This window comes from Sorangiineae bacterium MSr12523, assembly GCA_037157775.1.
GTDB lineage: Bacteria > Myxococcota_A > Polyangia > Polyangiales > Polyangiaceae > Pendulispora > Pendulispora brunnea.
On record CP089982.1, the window covers coordinates 5,328,942 to 5,347,070 of the forward strand.

General features: G+C 63.7%; 20 protein-coding genes and 1 tRNA gene. 11 read left to right on the plus strand and 10 right to left on the minus strand.

What is annotated here, in order from left to right; genetic code table 11:
* Positions 1-99: 99 nt before the first annotated feature.
* Complete coding sequence (locus tag LZC95_20420) at positions 100-1,221, plus strand: serine/threonine protein kinase (GenBank protein ID WXA99175.1); 1,122 nt, start codon at positions 100-102, stop codon at positions 1,219-1,221.
* 47 nt (positions 1,222-1,268) lie between these two features.
* On the opposite strand, the gene LZC95_20425 is transcribed toward LZC95_20420, so the two are convergent.
* The 8 genes from LZC95_20425 to LZC95_20460 form a co-directional block, all read right to left on the minus strand.
* Positions 1,269-1,787 carry a hypothetical protein gene (locus LZC95_20425; protein WXA99176.1) on the minus strand — a complete coding sequence of 173 codons (519 nt, stop codon included), beginning with the start codon at positions 1,785-1,787 and terminating at the stop codon, positions 1,269-1,271.
* 138 nt (positions 1,788-1,925) lie between these two features.
* The gene (locus tag LZC95_20430; GenBank protein WXA99177.1) at positions 1,926-3,677 is read right to left on the minus strand and encodes a hypothetical protein; all 1,752 of its coding nucleotides are present in this window, start codon (positions 3,675-3,677) and stop codon (positions 1,926-1,928) included.
* Between the two features lie 622 nt (positions 3,678-4,299).
* Positions 4,300-5,622 (minus strand): metallophosphoesterase family protein, encoded by a 1,323-nt coding sequence (locus LZC95_20435; protein WXA99178.1) that lies wholly within the window; start codon positions 5,620-5,622, stop codon positions 4,300-4,302.
* A complete protein-coding gene (locus tag LZC95_20440) occupies positions 5,600-6,724 on the minus strand; it encodes a hypothetical protein (protein WXA99179.1) in 1,125 nt (374 codons plus the stop codon). The genes LZC95_20435 and LZC95_20440 overlap by 23 nt, the downstream gene beginning before the upstream one ends.
* A 128-nt stretch (positions 6,725-6,852) precedes the next feature.
* The gene (locus tag LZC95_20445) at positions 6,853-7,041 is read right to left on the minus strand and encodes a hypothetical protein (GenBank protein WXA99180.1); all 189 of its coding nucleotides are present in this window, start codon (positions 7,039-7,041) and stop codon (positions 6,853-6,855) included.
* Positions 7,042-7,170: 129 nt separating this feature from the next.
* The gene (locus tag LZC95_20450; GenBank protein ID WXA99181.1) at positions 7,171-7,545 is read right to left on the minus strand and encodes a hypothetical protein; all 375 of its coding nucleotides are present in this window, start codon (positions 7,543-7,545) and stop codon (positions 7,171-7,173) included.
* 232 nt (positions 7,546-7,777) lie between these two features.
* Entirely contained in the window at positions 7,778-8,050 is a 273-nt protein-coding gene (locus tag LZC95_20455) for a hypothetical protein (protein WXA99182.1), read from the minus strand.
* A 448-nt stretch (positions 8,051-8,498) separates the two neighbouring features.
* Complete coding sequence (locus tag LZC95_20460) at positions 8,499-9,200, minus strand: hypothetical protein (protein ID WXA99183.1); 702 nt, start codon at positions 9,198-9,200, stop codon at positions 8,499-8,501.
* A 109-nt stretch (positions 9,201-9,309) separates the two neighbouring features.
* Between LZC95_20460 and LZC95_20465 the strand changes: the two genes are divergently transcribed.
* The 6 genes from LZC95_20465 (at position 9,310) to LZC95_20490 (ending at position 13,186) form a co-directional block, all read left to right on the plus strand.
* Positions 9,310-9,597, plus strand: a complete 288-nt coding sequence (locus LZC95_20465) for a helix-turn-helix domain-containing protein (protein WXA99184.1) — start codon at positions 9,310-9,312, stop codon at positions 9,595-9,597.
* Between the two features lie 170 nt (positions 9,598-9,767).
* Complete coding sequence (locus LZC95_20470; GenBank protein ID WXA99185.1) at positions 9,768-10,241, plus strand: hypothetical protein; 474 nt, start codon at positions 9,768-9,770, stop codon at positions 10,239-10,241.
* Between the two features lie 63 nt (positions 10,242-10,304).
* Positions 10,305-11,237: a hypothetical protein gene (locus LZC95_20475; GenBank protein ID WXA99186.1), complete on the plus strand. Its 933-nt coding sequence runs from the start codon at positions 10,305-10,307 to the stop codon at positions 11,235-11,237.
* Positions 11,238-11,758: 521 nt separating this feature from the next.
* Positions 11,759-12,316 carry a hypothetical protein gene (locus LZC95_20480; protein WXA99187.1) on the plus strand — a complete coding sequence of 186 codons (558 nt, stop codon included), beginning with the start codon at positions 11,759-11,761 and terminating at the stop codon, positions 12,314-12,316.
* Positions 12,313-12,717, plus strand: coding sequence for a hypothetical protein (locus LZC95_20485; GenBank protein WXA99188.1), 405 nt, complete (start codon positions 12,313-12,315; stop codon positions 12,715-12,717). The genes LZC95_20480 and LZC95_20485 overlap by 4 nt, the downstream gene beginning before the upstream one ends.
* A 109-nt stretch (positions 12,718-12,826) precedes the next feature.
* The gene (locus LZC95_20490; GenBank protein ID WXA99189.1) at positions 12,827-13,186 is read left to right on the plus strand and encodes a hypothetical protein; all 360 of its coding nucleotides are present in this window, start codon (positions 12,827-12,829) and stop codon (positions 13,184-13,186) included.
* A gap of 1,373 nt (positions 13,187-14,559) precedes the next feature.
* On the opposite strand, the gene LZC95_20495 is transcribed toward LZC95_20490, so the two are convergent.
* Positions 14,560-14,631: transfer RNA gene (locus LZC95_20495), tRNA-Val, on the minus strand.
* 68 nt (positions 14,632-14,699) lie between these two features.
* Complete coding sequence (locus LZC95_20500) at positions 14,700-14,924, minus strand: hypothetical protein (protein WXA99190.1); 225 nt, start codon at positions 14,922-14,924, stop codon at positions 14,700-14,702.
* Positions 14,925-15,326: 402 nt separating this feature from the next.
* On the opposite strand from LZC95_20500, the gene LZC95_20505 reads away from it, so the two are divergent.
* The 4 genes from LZC95_20505 to LZC95_20520 are packed head-to-tail and all read left to right on the plus strand — an operon-like array spanning position 15,327 to position 18,053.
* Positions 15,327-15,809: a hypothetical protein gene (locus LZC95_20505; GenBank protein ID WXA99191.1), complete on the plus strand. Its 483-nt coding sequence runs from the start codon at positions 15,327-15,329 to the stop codon at positions 15,807-15,809.
* Entirely contained in the window at positions 15,806-16,606 is an 801-nt protein-coding gene (locus tag LZC95_20510; protein WXA99192.1) for a hypothetical protein, read from the plus strand. The genes LZC95_20505 and LZC95_20510 overlap by 4 nt, the downstream gene beginning before the upstream one ends.
* Positions 16,607-16,608: 2 nt before the next feature.
* Positions 16,609-16,821, plus strand: a complete 213-nt coding sequence (locus tag LZC95_20515) for a DUF4266 domain-containing protein (GenBank protein WXA99193.1) — start codon at positions 16,609-16,611, stop codon at positions 16,819-16,821.
* Positions 16,812-18,053 carry a DUF3570 domain-containing protein gene (locus tag LZC95_20520; GenBank protein WXA99194.1) on the plus strand — a complete coding sequence of 414 codons (1,242 nt, stop codon included), beginning with the start codon at positions 16,812-16,814 and terminating at the stop codon, positions 18,051-18,053. Before LZC95_20515 ends, LZC95_20520 begins: the two co-directional genes overlap by 10 nt.
* Positions 18,054-18,129: the final 76 nt, after the last annotated feature.

Genomic DNA, 18,129 nt, shown 5'->3' on the forward strand with positions numbered 1-18,129 from the left:
GTCCGAGCCCCGTTTCTGGGCGTCCGACGGCCGCCTTTTCTTGCACAGCAGGTGTGCGGGTCTCGGCTCATGCATTGCAAGGGGCTTGACTGCGACCCCGTGCACGCCGAATACGCGCCAAACGATCCGTTCGTTACAGGGGAGACCCCCTATACAATCACGAGGATCCTTTCGTCCGGTCCGGCAGGCGGCGTCTATGAAGTGCACCACCGCAGGCTGGGGAAGCCTTTCGTCGCGAAGGTCCTGAGTCGCTCGGTGGCTGACGATCGCGAGATCCGCGAGCGCTTTATGCGCGGCGCGCGGGCGCTCGCCCACCTCGATGGCCATCCGGGCATTGTCACCATCGTCGACCTCGGAACCATCGGTAACTGGCCACCGGTTCCGTATTGCATCATGGAAAAACTGGAAGGGGAGACCCTTCGAGCGTATCTCACACGCAAGAAGGGACAACTTCCACCGCGAGACGCGCTCCGGATCGCAATCGAGATCTTGCGGGCGTTGGGCTACGCACACGAACGGAACGTCGTTCACCGTGACTGCAAGTGCGAGAACACGTTCCTCCACCACCAGGTCGACCACGGCCGCGTGACAAAGGTGATTGATTGGTTTGATATCAAGATCATCACGGACCTTGACCCAATGACAACGGCAACGTTCGTCGGGACGCGAACCAACGCGTCACCGGAGCAGATCGAGGGTGGTCGCATTACGCCTGCGACCGATCTCTGGTCGGTGGCAATCGTCCTCTTCGAGATGCTCACGGGTCGTCATCCAGTCACGGAGGGGTGTCGCACCCAAGGACAAGTTAACGCGGCTATCGTGAAGCGTACTCCCGATCGCCTATCCCATTTCATGCCTGATGTTCCGGACTTCCTCGATGAGGAGGTTTTCACCGCGCTCTCACGGGACCCGACGCTCCGGCCGCGTGACGCCTTCGCCTTCGCCCGCGTCCTTGAATCGGCGCGTCAATACTATCGGCTACGCGCTCCAGGGCGGAACGAGGCGACGATCGAGCAGGCAGCGCCCGCGGACCGAGGTCCGCTCGACAGCTCCGGGATGGCCAGCCGCGAGTGGCCTATTGCTGCTGGCCGCGGAGAAGGGGAAATGCGTCCGTTGACCAAGAGTTCCCCGGACGATACGCAACCGATCGATGCGGCTGGCCCGGACGAGCTTCCCACGCTTCCACCTCTCGCGCGCCGCAAAAGCGAAAGCACGGGATGAAGAGACGACTCGAATTCAGGCGAACGAGGCTCGTCGTTAGGATGGAACTACCACTTCGGCCCCGAAGCGAACTTCGGGCTACGGAGTCGAGCGCGGCGTTCCATTCCCCGAGCGAGGAGTCGCATGAACTCCCGATGCCGAGGATCGCCATCGAGGAGCCGTTCGAGATGCCGCGTAACCTTGGCATCCAGTTCGATCTGAACCTGATTGTGGACGCTGGAAAACGGAAGGTTTGACCACGGGTGGGAATAGCTCTGGTGCGCTGCGAGCCACAGGCTCGAGGTCTTCGGCGCGAGCCACACGGGCGCGGCCCCGACCTGCGTCACCAAGTGGCCATAGCCCACGAGCCCCGTTTTTTGGAGCGCATACGCAAGAGTAGGAACCTCAGGATCCTCGGCGGGCTCGCCAGTGGCAACGTAGTGCACTCCTAGCTCGTCAGGAGGCGCCTCATCCCGTAGCTCCGAGATCCGAACGATCCCGCCACCACGGGGGCCATGGCGTTCGAGCGTTGCAGGCAAGGTGACCAAGGCATCAAATTCGAGCTCGAATGAGTAGACTCCCGACATCGTCGCTCCAGGCTGAACCACCACCCGTCGTGACCGTTGATGTACCTGCGACTCACTCGCCGGCAACCGGCTTTCGCCAATTTTTTTGACATACATTGGAAACGCTCGAACGAGAATCGCTAGAGGTCCAAGTGTAGGTCAAGCTGCGTTTTGTTGCTCTGACACCGAAACGCGACCATTCGCGACGTCGAGACGAACGTCCGCCAGTTCTTGGATTTCCGGATTGTGGGAGACGAACAACACCTGCCGCGCGCCCGCGAGGTCGGCAGCGCGGCGGAGCATCTGGATGTAGCGACGCGCGTTTTCGGGATCGAGCGCGGCACCGCTCTCGTCGCGCACGATCGTGCATTCCTGCCAGCCGCGACGCCGGCAGTCGAGGACCACGAGAGACAGGGAGATGGCCTCACCCACGATGACCTTTTCTCCGCCGCACAACGACTCGGGCGTCGCCTCTCGTCCTGATTCGGTGTCGAGTACTCGAAGCACGCAGTCACCTGCCGCGTCGAAGATGGTCGTCCACTGGGGTCCCACGCAAGTGTGGAGGAGGTGGTTGCAGATCGCGGTGAGCTCGGGTCCCACCGCATCGATCTCGAGAGATTGAAGACCGTGACGGCCGAGGTCTTCGCCGAGCCGCGTCCAATCGCTCACGTCGGCCTCGACACGGGCACGTTCCGCACGGAGCGCCGCGGTCCGCTCGCGGGCCTCGGTCGAGTGCGCAAGGCCGGCCTCGGCGACGGCCAATTCGCGCTCGGCGCCGCGCACCCGGCTCTCAAGGGTGTCAAGCGCCGCTGACAGGGACGCGAGGTTCGAGGTTGGCGCGGCAACTACCATTTCGGCGAGGCTTGCCTCGACACGTACGAGCTCCTTGCCTCGGTCTTCAAGCTGTGGCTCGAGTTCGGCCAAGCGAGTTTCGGCGTTGGTCAGCGGTCCTACCTTGGCGAGTGTGCCCTCGAGGGCCGCGCGCTCTCGCCTAAGCGTCGACAGGGCTTCCGAGGTGCTGCGGCGACGTTCCTCGTCGAGGCGCAGGCTTTTTTCGGCGAGGGCGACGGCCACGCGCTCTGCGTCGAGCTGATCCTGAAGTGCCTTGATCTCGCTCTGCGCTTCTGCCGCGTCACCTTCGGCCGCCGCGACTTCCGGACCGCGCCGAACGAGGATGGCGAGTTCGGCTTCGCTCGCAGCGAGGGCCAAGGCCTCCGCCTTTGCCGCTTGCGCCTGCGCCGTCAGCTGGGCTTCCCGTTCAGGGCTCGAACGTGCCCGTTCGACAAGCTCCCGATCGCGGTCGAGAGCCCCCCGAGCCTCGGCTTGCGGCTCGGGAATCCCCGATGCTACGGCGAGCAGGCTCGCCTCCATGCCATCGATACGACGCTCGGCGACCCCGAAACGCTCCTCGCGCACGCGCTCCATCGCGGCCAAAAGCTCATCGCGCCGCAGAGTCGCCGCCTGCAGTGCTTGCTGGACGGCCGGAAGACTGACGGCTGCCCCGGCAACAGCGTCTCGGTCGGGCGCCCGCCTGAGCGCGCGGTCGCGTCTCGCTGCGGCACGCCCCATCTGAGCGTGCAGCGACACAATTTGCCGTTCGTGGCTTTGGAGGACCACGCGATCCGCGGTGACCGCCTGCGTTGCTGCGTCGTGTGCGCTTACGAGCTCCGCCAGATTCGCGTCCAAGCTGCGAGCTTGATGGGCGGCCCGTCGGATGGTGTCGGCTTCGGCGAGCACCGCCCGATTACTCTCCACGCGCTGCGTGAGTCCGGCGACTTGGTCTTGCAGGAATTGGTGCCGGTGCCGGAGCTCATCCTGGCGCGAGGATGCGACCCGGTATTCCTGCCATGCGTTGCGCGCGTCCTCAACCGCGGCGCGGGCCTCGGTGATCCGAGGCAGCGCGTCGGCCAATACGTTCCGTTCGTGGGCGATGCGCTGTTCCCATGTGGCAGGATCACCCGCTCGCCCTTCTTCATCGCGGAGCCGCGCCACCACGATTTTGAGGGCAGACTCGGCCTTCGCGGCGCGTTCGCGTGCAAGCTTGGCCAGTGCCTCGAGATGCTGGATCCCCAAGATGCGGAGGAGAACGGCGCGTCTCTTTGCGTGCTCCATGCCGAGGAACCCATCCGCCCCCTGGGCGGCGAACGCGGACGCGAAGACCACATCACGAGGTGGCACCGTACGGCGCGCCCATTCGTCAAATTCCGTCACATTTGACGTCTGTAGGACCGTCCGGCCTCGCTCATCGAGAACCACGGACGTTCCAGTGCCCCGATCGACGTTCTGGCGGATGGTCCAGCGGCGGTCGGTCTTTAGTCCCACCTCCAGGTACGCGTGCGAATCGATGGCGAGGTCGTTGATGCGTCCTCGGGTGGGCGTGCGGCGATACAATGCACCACCGACAAGAAGCTCGAGGAAGATCGACTTACCCTGCCCATTGCGACCTGTGACCGCGATCAGCCTCCCGGGGAGCTCCGATAGATTGACGGTTATCTCCTCGCGATAGGGCGGAAAACCCTTCATGGTAATCGATTCAAACAACATGGTTTCCAGTCCCTTCCTGCGTCTCGGTGTTCGTGCGCTCTGCGAGGGGCGCGGCGAGCGCCCGAGCCATGCCACCGCCGCGTACGATGGGCATCTCCGGGATCGAGTCCCGGTGCTCTTGGTCGAGCTCCGCGTAACGCGCCAATAGGCGCGCGGCTCGCGGCTCGCTGACGGGCCTCTTCTGAGTCTCCCAGAGGAGGCGCAACTTATCGTTCATGGTCAGACCAACGAGCGGCTCGGTCACTCGAGGTGTCAGCCTCGGTTCGACCTGGCGCTCCACCTTGATGGTGGCCGCCCCTGCCTCGAGCAAGCGCTCGCAGACGGCCACAGCACCGTGCCACGCGGCGGCTTGCTCCTCCAGGGAGACGACGTATCGGAAACGAACATCGGCCCGTGCAGGTACTGCGTCCAAGCCAGGGAGGCCGCCCTTCCATAAGCCGGCCTCCCATTCGCCGACGAGGAGCACCATAGGTCGAGCAGGACTGGGAATCCGATCCCACCGAACGACGCCGCGATTCGGGCATGTTGGGCACGAGCCGCGGGGATAGGCCTCGACGCAGCCGCATACGTTGCTCGCGGCATCGAAGTCGATCCGGAGCAAACTCTTGTCCTCGGCCTCCCCGAAATCACGGCGGTAGGGCGACCCGGTGTAGACGATCGCGCGCCCGGCATGCTCGAAATGCTGTGGCATGTGAACGTGCCCGGCGATCGTGATGTCCGCGCGAGCTAGGGCAAGATCCTCCGGGCCGACGACCATTTGGGAGCCGATGAGGGGCTGCCCCGTGCCGGCCGTCGATCCGCGAATCATGGCGTGCGTGACGAGGAGACGTGGGCCGGAGTGCTGCTCGAGGTGTTCGCCGAGTCCCCGTAGCACGTCCTGATAGCAGGCTCGCGTGACGTTGTCGGTGGTACCACTTGGCAATCGCCGGTCGACCATCGAAGCGATACTCGCTCGATTCGGCCAGGCGACCGCAGCAATCGCTGCGCCGGCGATCACGTAAATCCCGCACCGCTCTTCCACGAAGATGGGGTTGCGTGCCCGCAGCTGGCTGAGAATGGCGAGGTCCAATCGGCGATCGTGGTTTCCCTTTGCGATGAGCACGGGGCACGTCTCGGCCACGCGCGTGAGCCAATCGGCAACCGCGGCGCGTTCGCATGGCGTGGAGGCCCGCTCATAGATGTCGCCGCACGAAACGAAGAGGCTCGGCGCTTGACGGGCCACCTCCTCGGCCATCCATGCGTGAATGCGAAGGCATTCCTCCCAGCGCTGGGTCTCCGCGAAATGATGATCAGCGGACGCGATGATTCGCATAGGAACCTCCGGCAGCTGGGTGGTGGTCTTCGCGGCTGGGCGTCGTCGCTTGCGCGCCGACCATCGGTGCGCCGCGTTGTCTAAGCTCTTCGTTTGCCGCCCTGAGGTCGTCTTCGTTCCGAGCGCGATACCGCGTTTTGGCCGGATTCTCGATCTGACGTCGCAGCGCTTGCGCGTACCACGTCAGATCGATTGTTTTCGCTTCCGAGAACGGTGTGCCCTGAGCGTCGCCGAACTTGATGATCGGCTCGAACTTCGAGGGCGCCGCCGTTCGTCCTTTCGGAACGGGTGCCGAGGGCGGGGCTGCTGGTACGGACGCCGTCTCCCGCGTCCTGGCGGGGTGATGAAGTCCCGGGGAAGGGGAAAGCGGCGGCACCGGCAACGGGGACGTCGATACAAAGGGAGGCGGCGGGCCGTCGCCATAGAGTACGTGCGAGCCACGCAGCATGAGTTCCATCTGGCGAAGCGCGAAGATGCGGCGCAGTTCGGGATCGTTGGTAACGCCCGTCCAGCGAAGCCGGGCGACGATGAACGGCAGCCGCAGCTCCGTCTCGGAGTATCCCGAGCGAAGGCCGAGTGTTCGGATCGCGCGGAGCATCGCTTTCGTCTCGCAGTCCGAATGGCTATGGATCCGTGCATCTCGAAGCTGCTCCTCTCCGGTGCCCTCCGTGTTCGAGTCTAGGATCAGGCGAGTCAGCTCGGAGCCGTCACGGAGGTCGACTTCTTTTGAGCCGTAGAGGGGGATCTCTTTGCCATCAAAAAGCTTCACCTTCCCAAATGCGCTGAAGCTGCAGTAGTGCGGTTGGCTCGCATCGTCGGTGCGCCGCGTGAACCTAGGGTCCCAGTCGATGCCGGCGGCGTTACCAATACGCTGCAAAGCTGTACGTTTAAGCCCGTAGGAATTCTCCGCTTCCTTGTGCGGGAAAGCGTCGTATTCCAACTGCACATGCACCGCCGAAAAGACGACGCTGCATCCATCCGGGATGACGCTCGGGCTCGTCTCGACTGGGGAAACGAGATGAAATTGGCGCCGCGCGGCGTCGAGTCGCTCGTTGATGCTGGCGGCGTCGGCGAAGTCTCCCGTGATCTGCGCAAGCGACATCGTCGGCCCCTCTTCCTCGGGCACTGGGCTCGAAACGGCGCCGGCATGGGTGCCGTCGTTCGCGGGGCTCGTCGGGATTGAGCGCGTTCGCTCAGAACGGCCATATCTCTTCGTGGCTGATGCTTCCGTCATGTGCTTCTTCCTTTCTCCGAAAGATTTGCGGGTTGACTGGTGACCACCTTGACGTGGACGATCTGGACGCGGTGATCCGCTGCGATCGCGTCGTTCGCGCGGTCCGCGAGCGCGTTCGTGACGCCCTCGATGTCGTCGGTCGAGAGCCACACGTCGAAATCGATGAGGAGCTTCACGCGTTGCATGGGGACCACCTCCATTGGGTTCGCCGCGCACTTCAGCGCGACGCCCCATGGCGCTGGGTATCTTCACGGACCACGTCGAGCGTTCGATCAGCGTGGAGCGCACAGGCGCAGGTGACGTTCTTCGCGGGATCAGTATGCGCTCGGGCAGACCACGTCGTCTTCGCTCGGGATGCGCGAGAGTTGTGCGCCAACCTGACGCCACCAGGCACTCTCTCCCGCACCAAGCGCGTCCCGGGCAAACCCACCTGCCTCGCCCTTGGCAGCAAGGGTGTTGCCTTTGGCGCGCTCAAGGAGCCAGCCAGCTCCAGCCGGTGGTGTGAGCATCGGCAATCCTCCCAGGCCACCATGGCGTCGCGCGGTATGCCAGGAAGCAATGAAGGCCCGCCCGAGCGAAGGAAGGACTGCCTGCGCGTGCGGACCTATCGAACTACTCGTCAGCTCGATAAACACCAACCCGTAATCGGGAAGGCGCATCACCTCGAGTCGAAGATTCTCATCACGCACGATGGAATGCTCCCAAGCCTGCGACGCCTGGCGTGTACGCCCTGACGTTCGCCGTGCCACCCACAGCGCATGCAGGCATAAACGTCCTGCCAGTCCTTGGCGTAGACGCGCGAGCGTCGCCGGAGGGAACGTTTGCACGCTCGGCAAATGACCGGCAACGTGCAATGCACGATACGCACGCCGGAGTACGGCCCCGGCACCGAACGAGAAGCCGCACGTCGGCCTACCGCGTTCACGATGTCACCGGGTCGCTGTCCGGATCGCGCCCGAGCGCGCGCTCGCTCGCGTCGAAATACTGCTCCAGCGTTTCGTGCACCACCGAGCTCGCCAAGGCGACCATCGCCTCGGCGTCCATCCGGTCAAGGGGCTGCCCAACCGGCGCCTCGTGCTCGACCTTCTCGAGGGCCCCTCGCGCGAGTACCTCGGCGGCGCGCGCATCGAGGACCGCTTGGCGCTGCGCGAGGAGATGGGCAGCGCCGTGGGCCTTGGACCCCGTGCCGGTCACTGGTAGACCACCGTCGCTGGTGGTTGCGAAGCGGCCTCGGAGCGCCTCGCCATCAAGCGCGCGCGTAAGGCCATGGCCTTGCAGTAGTGACTCTTCGCGGCTGCTAGCCTCGACTCACGCATCGCGATTCGGTCGGCCAATTTCCAACCGCGCGAATTCTGCGCCAGAGCGTCCCACGATGCGGCCTGGCTGGTTGCCGAATGCAGCAATCGAAACTCGACCGCAATCTCCCGTTCGATGCCGTCGCATTCTTCGCAACGTGCCTTGCCGGGCGCGGTCGTGGAATTTCTGCACACGCCACACGTACCGATGGTTCCCGTCGTCATGCTTCAAACCTCCGTGACGGTTATAATCCAAACTATATAGTTTAAACTATAATTGTCAATTGGAAATCGAGGCGACGCAGTCAAAGAACAATATCCGACCCTCTCCGAACTTGTGACGGCCGTTACTCGGGCTTGCGCTCCCGGTCGGCGAGGTTCGCGACCGGGGCAATGGGGGACGGAGGCTCCGGCATCCGCAAGCGGGTGGGGAGAGGTTCGATAGAGGCTATGACCGTCTCGGTCGGCGGTTCCAGCCTTTCCGCCAACTTGAGCTGATAGAGCGTGATCTCCGCCAATAGCTCCCGCCACTGGTCCATCGTTAGGTCGTTCTTGATCGGGAGACCACGTGCGATGGCGACCGCACCCGGGGAGTACGCGCCCGGGTTCTGAGCCACAAGGCGCTCCAAATTCGGAAATCGCGAATCCTCGGGCGGGAGGACACGGCCGATAACTGTGTCGAACGAGACTTTCGCGTAATCCGCAATATTAAGGATGGACGTCAGCCCAATGGCCTTGCCCTTCAGAATTAACGCAATCATTGGCTGCGATAGGCCGAACGGCTGAAGCACTTTTTGCGCTTCTACCGTCCCGTAGCGCCCCTGGAAGTCGCGCTTCAGAAGCCATTCGAGGTAGCGAACGACGAAGTGGATGATCGCTGGGGATGCCGACCTGTTGGACATGCATGAAACATAACTCGCCTTGTAATATCGCCCAACTAATAGCGAGCCCGAGCCGATAAGAGGCTTCCCAAGCACCACGTCGATTTCACGCAACGGCGCAGGGGCCACGGTCGATTCGTCGCCTCCCACGTCGAGGGCGCTCAACATTAGAGTGATATCCAGAGCACGCATATTACCTCGGTGATACGCGATGCTTGGACGCGCGAATGCGCGCTTTCCCCTTGCGCACCAAAACAACATAGTTAGAAATATGTTCATGCGACCGCACGAATTTCTGCGCCATTGGCGCCGGGCGCACGGCATCACGCAGATGGCCGCCGCTCGAGCGGCGGACGTGAGTCAGGCCGCGTGGAGCGGCTGGGAGCGCAATCTCACCGTTCCCCAGGCGAACAAGCTCTTTCTTCTCGAGCGAATGACCGAGGGACAACTTCCCGCGAGCGCTTGGTCGACGCTGGGGCCGACCGATTACGAGCGTGTCGACGAGTTCCTCCGCCGCCTGGCAGGTCGCCCCGACGTCGAGGAGGATTCATGCATGACAACGTAACGCCCATTGAGGCTGCCAAGCGCAAGAGGGGCCGGCCGAAGAAATCGGCCGTAGCGAAGTCCGATCCCACCACGAGCTCACCGTCACGCCCCAGCCGCTGGACGGAATCACTCGCCGTGCGGTTGACGGAAGAAGAGAGGACGGAGAAGTCTACGCGGCTCGCCCAGACCGTGAGCCGCATTGAAGACCTCGAGCTCGAGCGCAGGGAGTGGATGGCATCCCAACGGACGGTCATTCGGGAGGCGCGGAGCGATCTACGTGCGCTCGCGCGCGCTGTGCGCCTGGGCGAGGAGACCCGGGACGTCGAGGTGGCGGAGCGCCCGGAGTTCAGCGCCAACGTGGTGCGGATCGTGCGCGTCGACACCGGTGAGTGCATTCGGACGAGGCCGATGGATCCCGGCGAGCGGCAGGTGCAGCTTGCTCTCGGAGCTCCCGTTCGGACGCCACTGGAGACGCCGCACGACGCCGAAGGCGACCGGGAAGGCACCACGGAGCCTGCCGAGCGATCCGACATCGCATCGACACTGATCCGCTTCGACTTGTCCTCGGCTTCGCCAAAAGACAAGGGCGACGTGAGCGCGGAAATCGAGGATCCCCAGGCCGTTCTCGATGCGGCCGATCAGGGATTGAAGCCGGAGATCTGATCCAACGAATGGTCCACACCGATGAAGCTCGCGGCGCGGGCTTGGGAAGCACGGGAGTCACCGATGAGTCGTAGTACAAAGAGCAAAGTCGCCCCTCTCGCCGACTACCACCTCGTCAAGGACGCGGTGGGAAACGTCACCCTGCAGCCGCCGACGGACGAACAACAGCGCGCGGCCGCGTTCCGGCGCGAGCTCGAGACGTGGATCGAGCTCGCCAAGGACGCGCCGGACCCGATCCGTGAATGGTTCAACGTCGGCCCCATCGAGGCGCAGGTCCTCTTGTCGTTCTCGAAAGGGAATCGCAAAGAACCGAGGTCGGTCGTCGCCATGTATGGGCGGGACAGCCTCGCGGCTTGGCGACAAACGCACCAAGGCATGGCGTTCGCGCGATCCGGGTGGCTGGGGGATGGGCATCATCGATGCTACGGCCTCATCGAAAGCGGGGCAGTGATTCGTGTCGCTATCGACTTCGGCGTGGACGATGCGGCCTTCGATGCGGTGGACATGGGGCGGAGCCGCACGCTCGCGGACCAGCTTTCGCTCGTGCACGGCATCAAGTGCACGTCGAAGTTCGTGGCCGCCGTGCGGATGTGCATGGCGCTCGCCGAAGAGAAGCTCTTCGTTCCGAAGTGGTCACTCCCCGAGGTGCGCGCAGGATACGAGCGCCACAAGTCATCCATCGAAGCTCTCAAGGGACTCTCCCGCGCCAAGTACCCGGCCGCCTTCTGGGGCGCCATGGTGTTCGCTCATCCGAGGGCTACGCACAAGATCGAGAGCATGACCCATTTGATCCTCCGGGGCGAAGGGCTGGTTGGTCCCGCGTACACCTTGCGCGAGTACGTGGCGCACGCCGACGGCCGAAGGCGGCCGTTCGAAGTGGCCGTCCGGACGCTCTACGCCGCGCGAGCCTTCATCGAGGAAAGACCGCTGGCGAGGTTCAGTCCTCGTGATGAGCACGCCATCATCCGTTGGTTTCTTTCGGAGAAGGCGGCATGATCGACCTCTATGCGCTGCCGTTGCATCCGGCCGCAAGCATCTTCCCAATGCTCTTTGGAAAGGAGCTCGAGGAACTCGCGCACGACATCCAAGCCAACGGATTGCGAGATCCCGTCGTCGTGCAAGAGCAGGCCGGAAAGAGAAGCATCCTCGACGGGCGTAGCCGCCTCGCGGCGTGCAAGAAGGCCGGAGTCGAACCGAGGTTTATCATCGTTACGAGTAGCGACCCGATCGGGTACGCGACGTCCGCGAATCTCCATCGAAGGCATCTGAACGAAACCCAGCGGAGCTTCCTGGCCCTCGAGATTGAGAGGCTCTATGGGTTGGAGGAAAGGCGACGCGGACGACCAAAGAAGGCCGCGAGGAAAAATCCCCACGCGCGAGGGGAAATTCCGTCCGAGCAGGGTCAGGCGGGCGACTTGCAAAATCCCCTCACGCGAGGGGAAATCTCTTCGCGGGATCGTCACGCGAGAGAATCCAGTGCGAGGGCGGGCGCACACGTTGGAGTCTCGCGCGCGCTGGTGGAGCGTGCGAAGAAGGTCCAGGCCGGGGCCGCGCCGGCGGTCGTCGCGGCTGCACGCGCGGGCAGAATCACCGTCAACGACGCCCTCCGGGCGCTGCACTATCCAGAAGAACGCCAAGTCGAGGCAGTCGCTCGGGTTGAAGGGGGTGAAGTTCGAACGCTGAAGGAGGCGTTCTGCGCGACCGACGGAGGCTCGTTCGTCCATTCGGGGCCCCCCGCGTCGAACGGGGCCGTAGCGAAAACGCGTGAGCACTTTCCGCCTCAAGATCACGAGCGTGACGCGGTACCCGTGGGGCCGGCTCTCGCGCGAGTTCCCACTCGCTATCTGCCCTCGCCGCCGGCGGACGACGTCAGGGAAGACCGGCAGCTTCTTGAAGAGATTTGGAAACGCGCGAACCGCCTCTCTCGCGTGGCCAAGATCATGTTGCACCGCGATCTCGGCCGGCACCTGGCCGACCTCGAGGCGAGCAACACCCCGACGACCTCCCCACGGCCCCTCGCGGGATCCCGCGCGCCGGGCGGGGCTACTCCCGCAACCTTGGAGAGAACCGCATGACGCGCCGGCCTCGCGTGTACGTCGCCGCGCCGTACGAGGACGCGGCTCTGGTCAGGGAGGTGCACGAGCGCCTCCGACTTCACCGCGCCCATGCCACGTCCGAGTGGGCGCGTAACGCGCGCGGCGCAGACGATCTGGCGAGCCTGCCGCGCGAGCGCCGCCGCGCCCTCGCGTTGGCGAATGACTTCGCGGTGAGTACCAGTGACGCGGTCATGGTGCTGGCGCGTCCGGGGGCGGGAGGGGAAATGTTTTGCGAGGCGCGCCTCGCGATCGCGTGCCACGTGCCCGTCTTCTGGGTCGGGCGCGAGATCCTGAGTACGTCACGTGAAGGCGTGTCGGTCTGCGAGGACGTTAACGACGCGCTCCTGCGGGTCGGACAGCTGCGAACGGAGTCGAGGTAGTCATGCAGGACTTAGGAAATTCAGTCTCTGGGGCCCCGACCACGGGGGTCGACATCAAGGAGCAAGAACGCTCATTCGAACAATGGTGCCAAAGCCACAAATGGATGCTGTGATGAGCGCGTTGATGCCGGACCATGTCGTCGAGAACCTGCTGAGGAAATTGGCGGAGCTGCTGATTCCGCACATACGTTCGGCGGGCGCCACGGTGGTGTATTCCACCTCGAAGCGTGGCCCCCATTGCCCTGGGAAGTCGCGTTCCTGGATGCTCCGTCATATCAAGACAATTCCGGGCGCGCGCCAGATCGGGCGTGACTGGGTGATCGACGCTGCGGACTTCGACCAATGGGCGCGCGCGAACGACGCTCGTCGATTTCGCAAAGCGGCTCCCGTTGCTGGTGACGCTCAATCTCTTGCAACTCAATTCCTGAGGGCGGCGGGCTTTCGGCCGACGAAGGGACCGGATCGATGAACTTGAACTACCGATCGGCAATTCGGATGGGGCTTGTGCTCCAGGCTTTGCAGCGAATCCCGCCGTCCTCGACGGCTCGAGAGCAGGCGAGTGTAGCGGAGGTGTCCTAATGCGAGAACGCAAGGGGACAGTGGAGTGGTTTGATGGTGACGCAATGTGGAAGGCGCGCATCTCCATGCCGGATGGCACGCGTCCTTGGATCGACATGCCGGGCATTCCACAGCAAGACCGGCCACAAGCGGAAATAGTCGCCAAGGTTATGGCGAATGACGCCTTCAAGACCGGGCTTGTCCCGATCGCGCGAGGCGAGACCGTTAGCGAGTACAACGAACGGTGGTCCGATTGGAGGGAGGATGAAGGGCTTCCCGTCGCCGGCGAAAGCCGACGAGGGATCCGCTATCACTTCTGCGGGGGCTACAAGCACGGTCACCTTCCCATCCAGGTCGTGGAAAAATTGGTCCTCGAACGATTCGTCCGCTACCTGGATGATCTCGTCGGAGATGACGAGATCTCCTGGAAGACCGCGGCCAACAACTGGTCCCACGTCAGCGCGCTATTCCGCGACGCCACTCACGCGAAGAACCCAGCGCTTCGCATCCTGAGCGTTAACCCGGCCCAAGGCGTTGCACCACCGGACAAGGGCATCGCGATCCAAAAGCAGTTTCTCTACCCGAACGAATTCCTGCAGCTCGTTTCGTGCCCCGACGTGCCGTTGGAGCGGGCCGAGCTCTATTCGTTCAGCGTCTATGAGATCCCGCGGGCCGGGGAGCTAGTCCCCCTGGCCTGGCCGGACATCGACTTGATTCACGGCATCGTCAATTTCTACAAAGCGATCGATCGCGTCCGGAATCCTACCGTCATCAAAGGGCCAAAAAACAACATCACGCGCCGCATGCCCATCGAACGAAACGTTTTGCCGATGCTCGAGGCAATGAAGAAGCGAGCAGAAGGTCGGAGGACCGTCTTCGATTGGGCCGTGTTGCCACGCGCGGATGGCGAATACGGGCTATCGGCTGTCTTGAAGAGGGACTTACTTGCCGCCGGCGTCCGGCGCCAAGAGCTTCACGTCAAAACCCCTCATAGCCGCCCCATTCGGTTTCACGATCTGCGTGCGACCGGAATTACGTGGGAGGCGATTCGTGGTGACGATCCGGCGAAGATCCACGCACGCGCCGGCCACGAAAACTACCAAACGACCCTCATCTACACTCGCTTGGCCGAGACACTTGGCCAAGGGGACTTTGGTCGCGTGTTTCCAGAACTACCGAAACGGCTAACTGGGAGAGAGGTGAACGCTATGGCTCAGGTGCCAGTCAATTGTCCGGCAATTGTCCAAACGTCTGTGAAATACCCCGTTTTCTCCGGGAAATTCGTGGGCGCAACAGGATTTGAACCTGTGACTTCGTCCGTGTGAAGGACGCACTCTACCGCTGAGTTATGCGCCCCAGCGAAGCAACGTTTCGTGGGAAAGCTCAGTAGCCTAGCTGTTCGAGACCTGCAAGAAAATGTGTCGCTAAACGTTCGGAGCGTCGCCCGAGGTCGCAACGGACGGAGACGCGGGCGAACCAGATGCTTGGGGAGCCGCATTCAGCGCGGTGCTGTGACGGCCCAGGGAGAGGGTGCCGAAGAAGATGCCCAGGGTAAGAGCAAGAACTGCGAAATGGCCGAGAAACGCGCCGGAGCAGCCGGCAACGGCGATGGGGGCAAGAGCAGCGAGGCACCAGGGGGTAACTTTCATTTCGGTCTTTCTTCTCCGGGGGAGCATCGCGGCGCCTTCACCTGAAAGCGGACCGCGCGACATGCCTGGGCGTAGGCGTAATGGCCGTGGTGGTTGGAACTTGGTACGTGAAATGCCTGTTACGGTCGCCCTACATGTAAGATAAGATACGACGCCCTTGCGAAGCAGGCCAACTTCTACCGAGCTCGGTCCCGCTTCATCAAGTGAAAGCGACACGGCCCGCTCCATCGCACCTTTTATTCCGTGAGCCGCTTCTAGAAAAGTTGGCTCATTTCAATAGGTTGCCGGTGCGCACTTTTTTTCACCGTGGGCGTGGGGCCAACAGCCTGTGTGCGTGGGAACACAAAAGCCCTGACGGGCGCGAGACGTGCGGGCTATGGTGCGGGAGGCTTGGTCCCTCTCGTGCGAGCGATCCCTCTGGCGGTGACAGCGGTCACGACGCTCACGTGGATGCTGTGCCTCGGCTGCCGTGCGGTCGATCCGGGGCCCAACTTCGTCGTGGCCGAGGAGCACTTCAACGAGGACTACTTCTACTGCCACATCGAGCCGTCGCTCATCTTCAATAAGCGGTGCGGCCCCGGTGATCCGGCGGCGGGCGATCCGGGCAACGGTTGCCACTTCAATGCCTCGGCGGTCAGCGGCATGGTGCTCGTCGAGCATGAGCCCATCGACTGCGCCGGGGGCGATCATCCCGTCGACCGCACGCGGGTCGGGGCAGGGAGCCCGGCGCAGGGGAACCTGCAATCCGTCTCGCTCGAGATGAGCCGGGACTACCTGACCGCCCCGCTTCTCGTGCGCCCCACGGGGGCGAACCATCCGCGGATCATCTTCCAACGGGACGACGCGGTGGTCGACGCCATCCGCGCTTGGGCAGACCTGCCATGAGCGGACTTCGGGGGCTTTTCGCTGCGGCGCTCCTCGCCGGCTCGCTCTTCATGGTGACGCCGGCCCGCGCGGCCGCGGACGACGTGGAGGCTTTCGCGCGTGTCATCGTGGACTCCGCCGAGTTGCGCAGCGGCCCCGGCATTTCCTATCGGGTCGTCACCAGCGCGCACCGAGGCGAGACCTTCGCCATCGATGGCCGCCCCACGAGCGGCTTTTGGCTGCGCGTCTTTTTGCCCGACGGCCGCGCGGCCTACGTGCTGGGCGACCAGGTGCAGCCTTTCGCGGTGAGCCCGGACGCCCCCGAAGGCCGCCCATCGCGTCCCGGGTTGCTCGCGCCTCCTCCTCTAGAGGGGGCACGCGGCGGACTCGCCATCGTGGGCGGCGTCTTCTCGGGCCCGGTGGACGACGGCTCGCGCGCGTCCTTCGGCTACATGGAGATTCGCCCGCAGCTGGTGCTGCACAAGACCATCAGCCTGGACGGCTTCTTGGGCGATGCGCTCACCGCCGATGGGCAACAGCTCCTCTACGGCGCCGGCGCCACGGTTCATTTTTTCCCGAGCTGGCCGATTTGCCCATTCGGCACCTTGGGTGGCGGCGGGCTGAGTTCCTTTCCGACGTCCGACTCGTTCGTGCTCAAACGCCACGATTCCTTCGTGGGGCGCGTCGGCGGGGGATTGCTCCTGGCCCTGCGCAACCGCATTCTCGTTCGGCTCGAGGTGACCAACCTCACGCTGTTCACCGCCGACACGTACAAGAACGCCCAGACGTATGCGGGTGGCTTGGGGGTCTACTTTTGATCATGCGCGCGCTTCTTCTTTCGCTTCTCTCGCTTCTCTTGCTTCTCGCAGGCTGCGCCACCGTCAAGCCGCAAGACCGCGCGCTCCTGGCCGATCCCATCATGCAGTTCGACGGCGATCCGCTGGCCAACCCGCGGGTGCAGCACGCCATCGACAACCGTGAAGGATCGCACGGTGGCACGGGCGTGTCGGGCGGAGGCTGCGGGTGCAATTAGCCACCTCCGCCTCCGTGTTTTTCGCGATTTTCGCGGCCACCACCGCAGCGCGGGCCGATGGCGTGCTGCAGTTCGACACGTCGCACACGCTTTACCACGAGGCACCGACCCGCTCGAACATGACGGTGTACACTCCGTCGGTCGATCTGCGGGCGAGCCCATTCTCCTTTCTGGACGTGCGTGGCGGCTGGGAGGCGGACGTCGTGTCCGGCGCCAGCGTCGCCGTCAAAGCGGGGCCCACGTACCAAGCGACGCACGCGGGCGCGGACGTCATCAGCTCCGCCAGCGTGAACGACGTGCGCAATGTCGCCAAGGGTGGATTCACCATCAAGCACGACGCCGTATCGCTCTCGCCGGGCTACACGTATTCGACGGAGAAGGACTACAAGTCCCACGCGATCGACATTGCTGCGAAGACGGAGCTGTTCGAGCACAACACGCAGCTCGAATTCTCGTACGCGCACGACTTCGACCGCGTATGCGATCGCGTGCAGGGTCGTAACGACGCCCCCTCGCGCTACCGCGCCTTGGAGAACTCGAACGGCTGCTTCGGCTCGGACCCGCTCCGCACCACGCACGACATCGACCGCGACGGATTTCAGGCCAGCTGGTCGCAGGCCTGGACGCGGACCTTCGCCACGCAGCTGGTGTACTCGGCCGAGATCCTCCACGGCTTTTTGAGCAATCCGTACCGCAGCGTCATTCTGGGCGAGGGCCTCAAGGCGCAGGAGCACCACCCCGAAAACCGCGGCCGCGAAGCGCTGACCCTCCGCGCGAACGTCTACCTCAAGCCGCTGCGCAGCGCCCTGCGCCTGAAGACGCGTGGCTATTGGGATACGTGGGACGTCAAAAGCCTCACGGTGGAGGCCGAGTTCGAGCGCTATTTCGGAGAGGCCCTTCGCGTCGAACTCCGCGGCCGCTACTACCGCCAAAGCGCCGCGTTGTTCTTCAGCGACGACTACACCGGAGGCGACTCGCCCCTCGGCCCCAAAGGCCAATACTTCACCGGCGATCGGGAGCTGTCTCCCTTCAGCAGCATGCTGCTCGGACTGCGTGCAACCTACACCTTTCTCTCGAGCCGAGGCCGCGTGCTCGGCTTCATGCAAAGCCTCAAACTCGGCCTCGGCGGCAACGTCATGCAATTCGACTACGACGGCTACACCCTCGGTGGCTCCGCCATCGGAAATGCGCGCGCCTACATCGCGAACTTCTCGGCGTCGGCCGTGTTCTAAGAGAGAGAATTCACATGAAGGCGGGAAGGCGGGAAGGACTTACGGCCCAGAGGGCGTGGGGCGGTTTTCGAGGTTT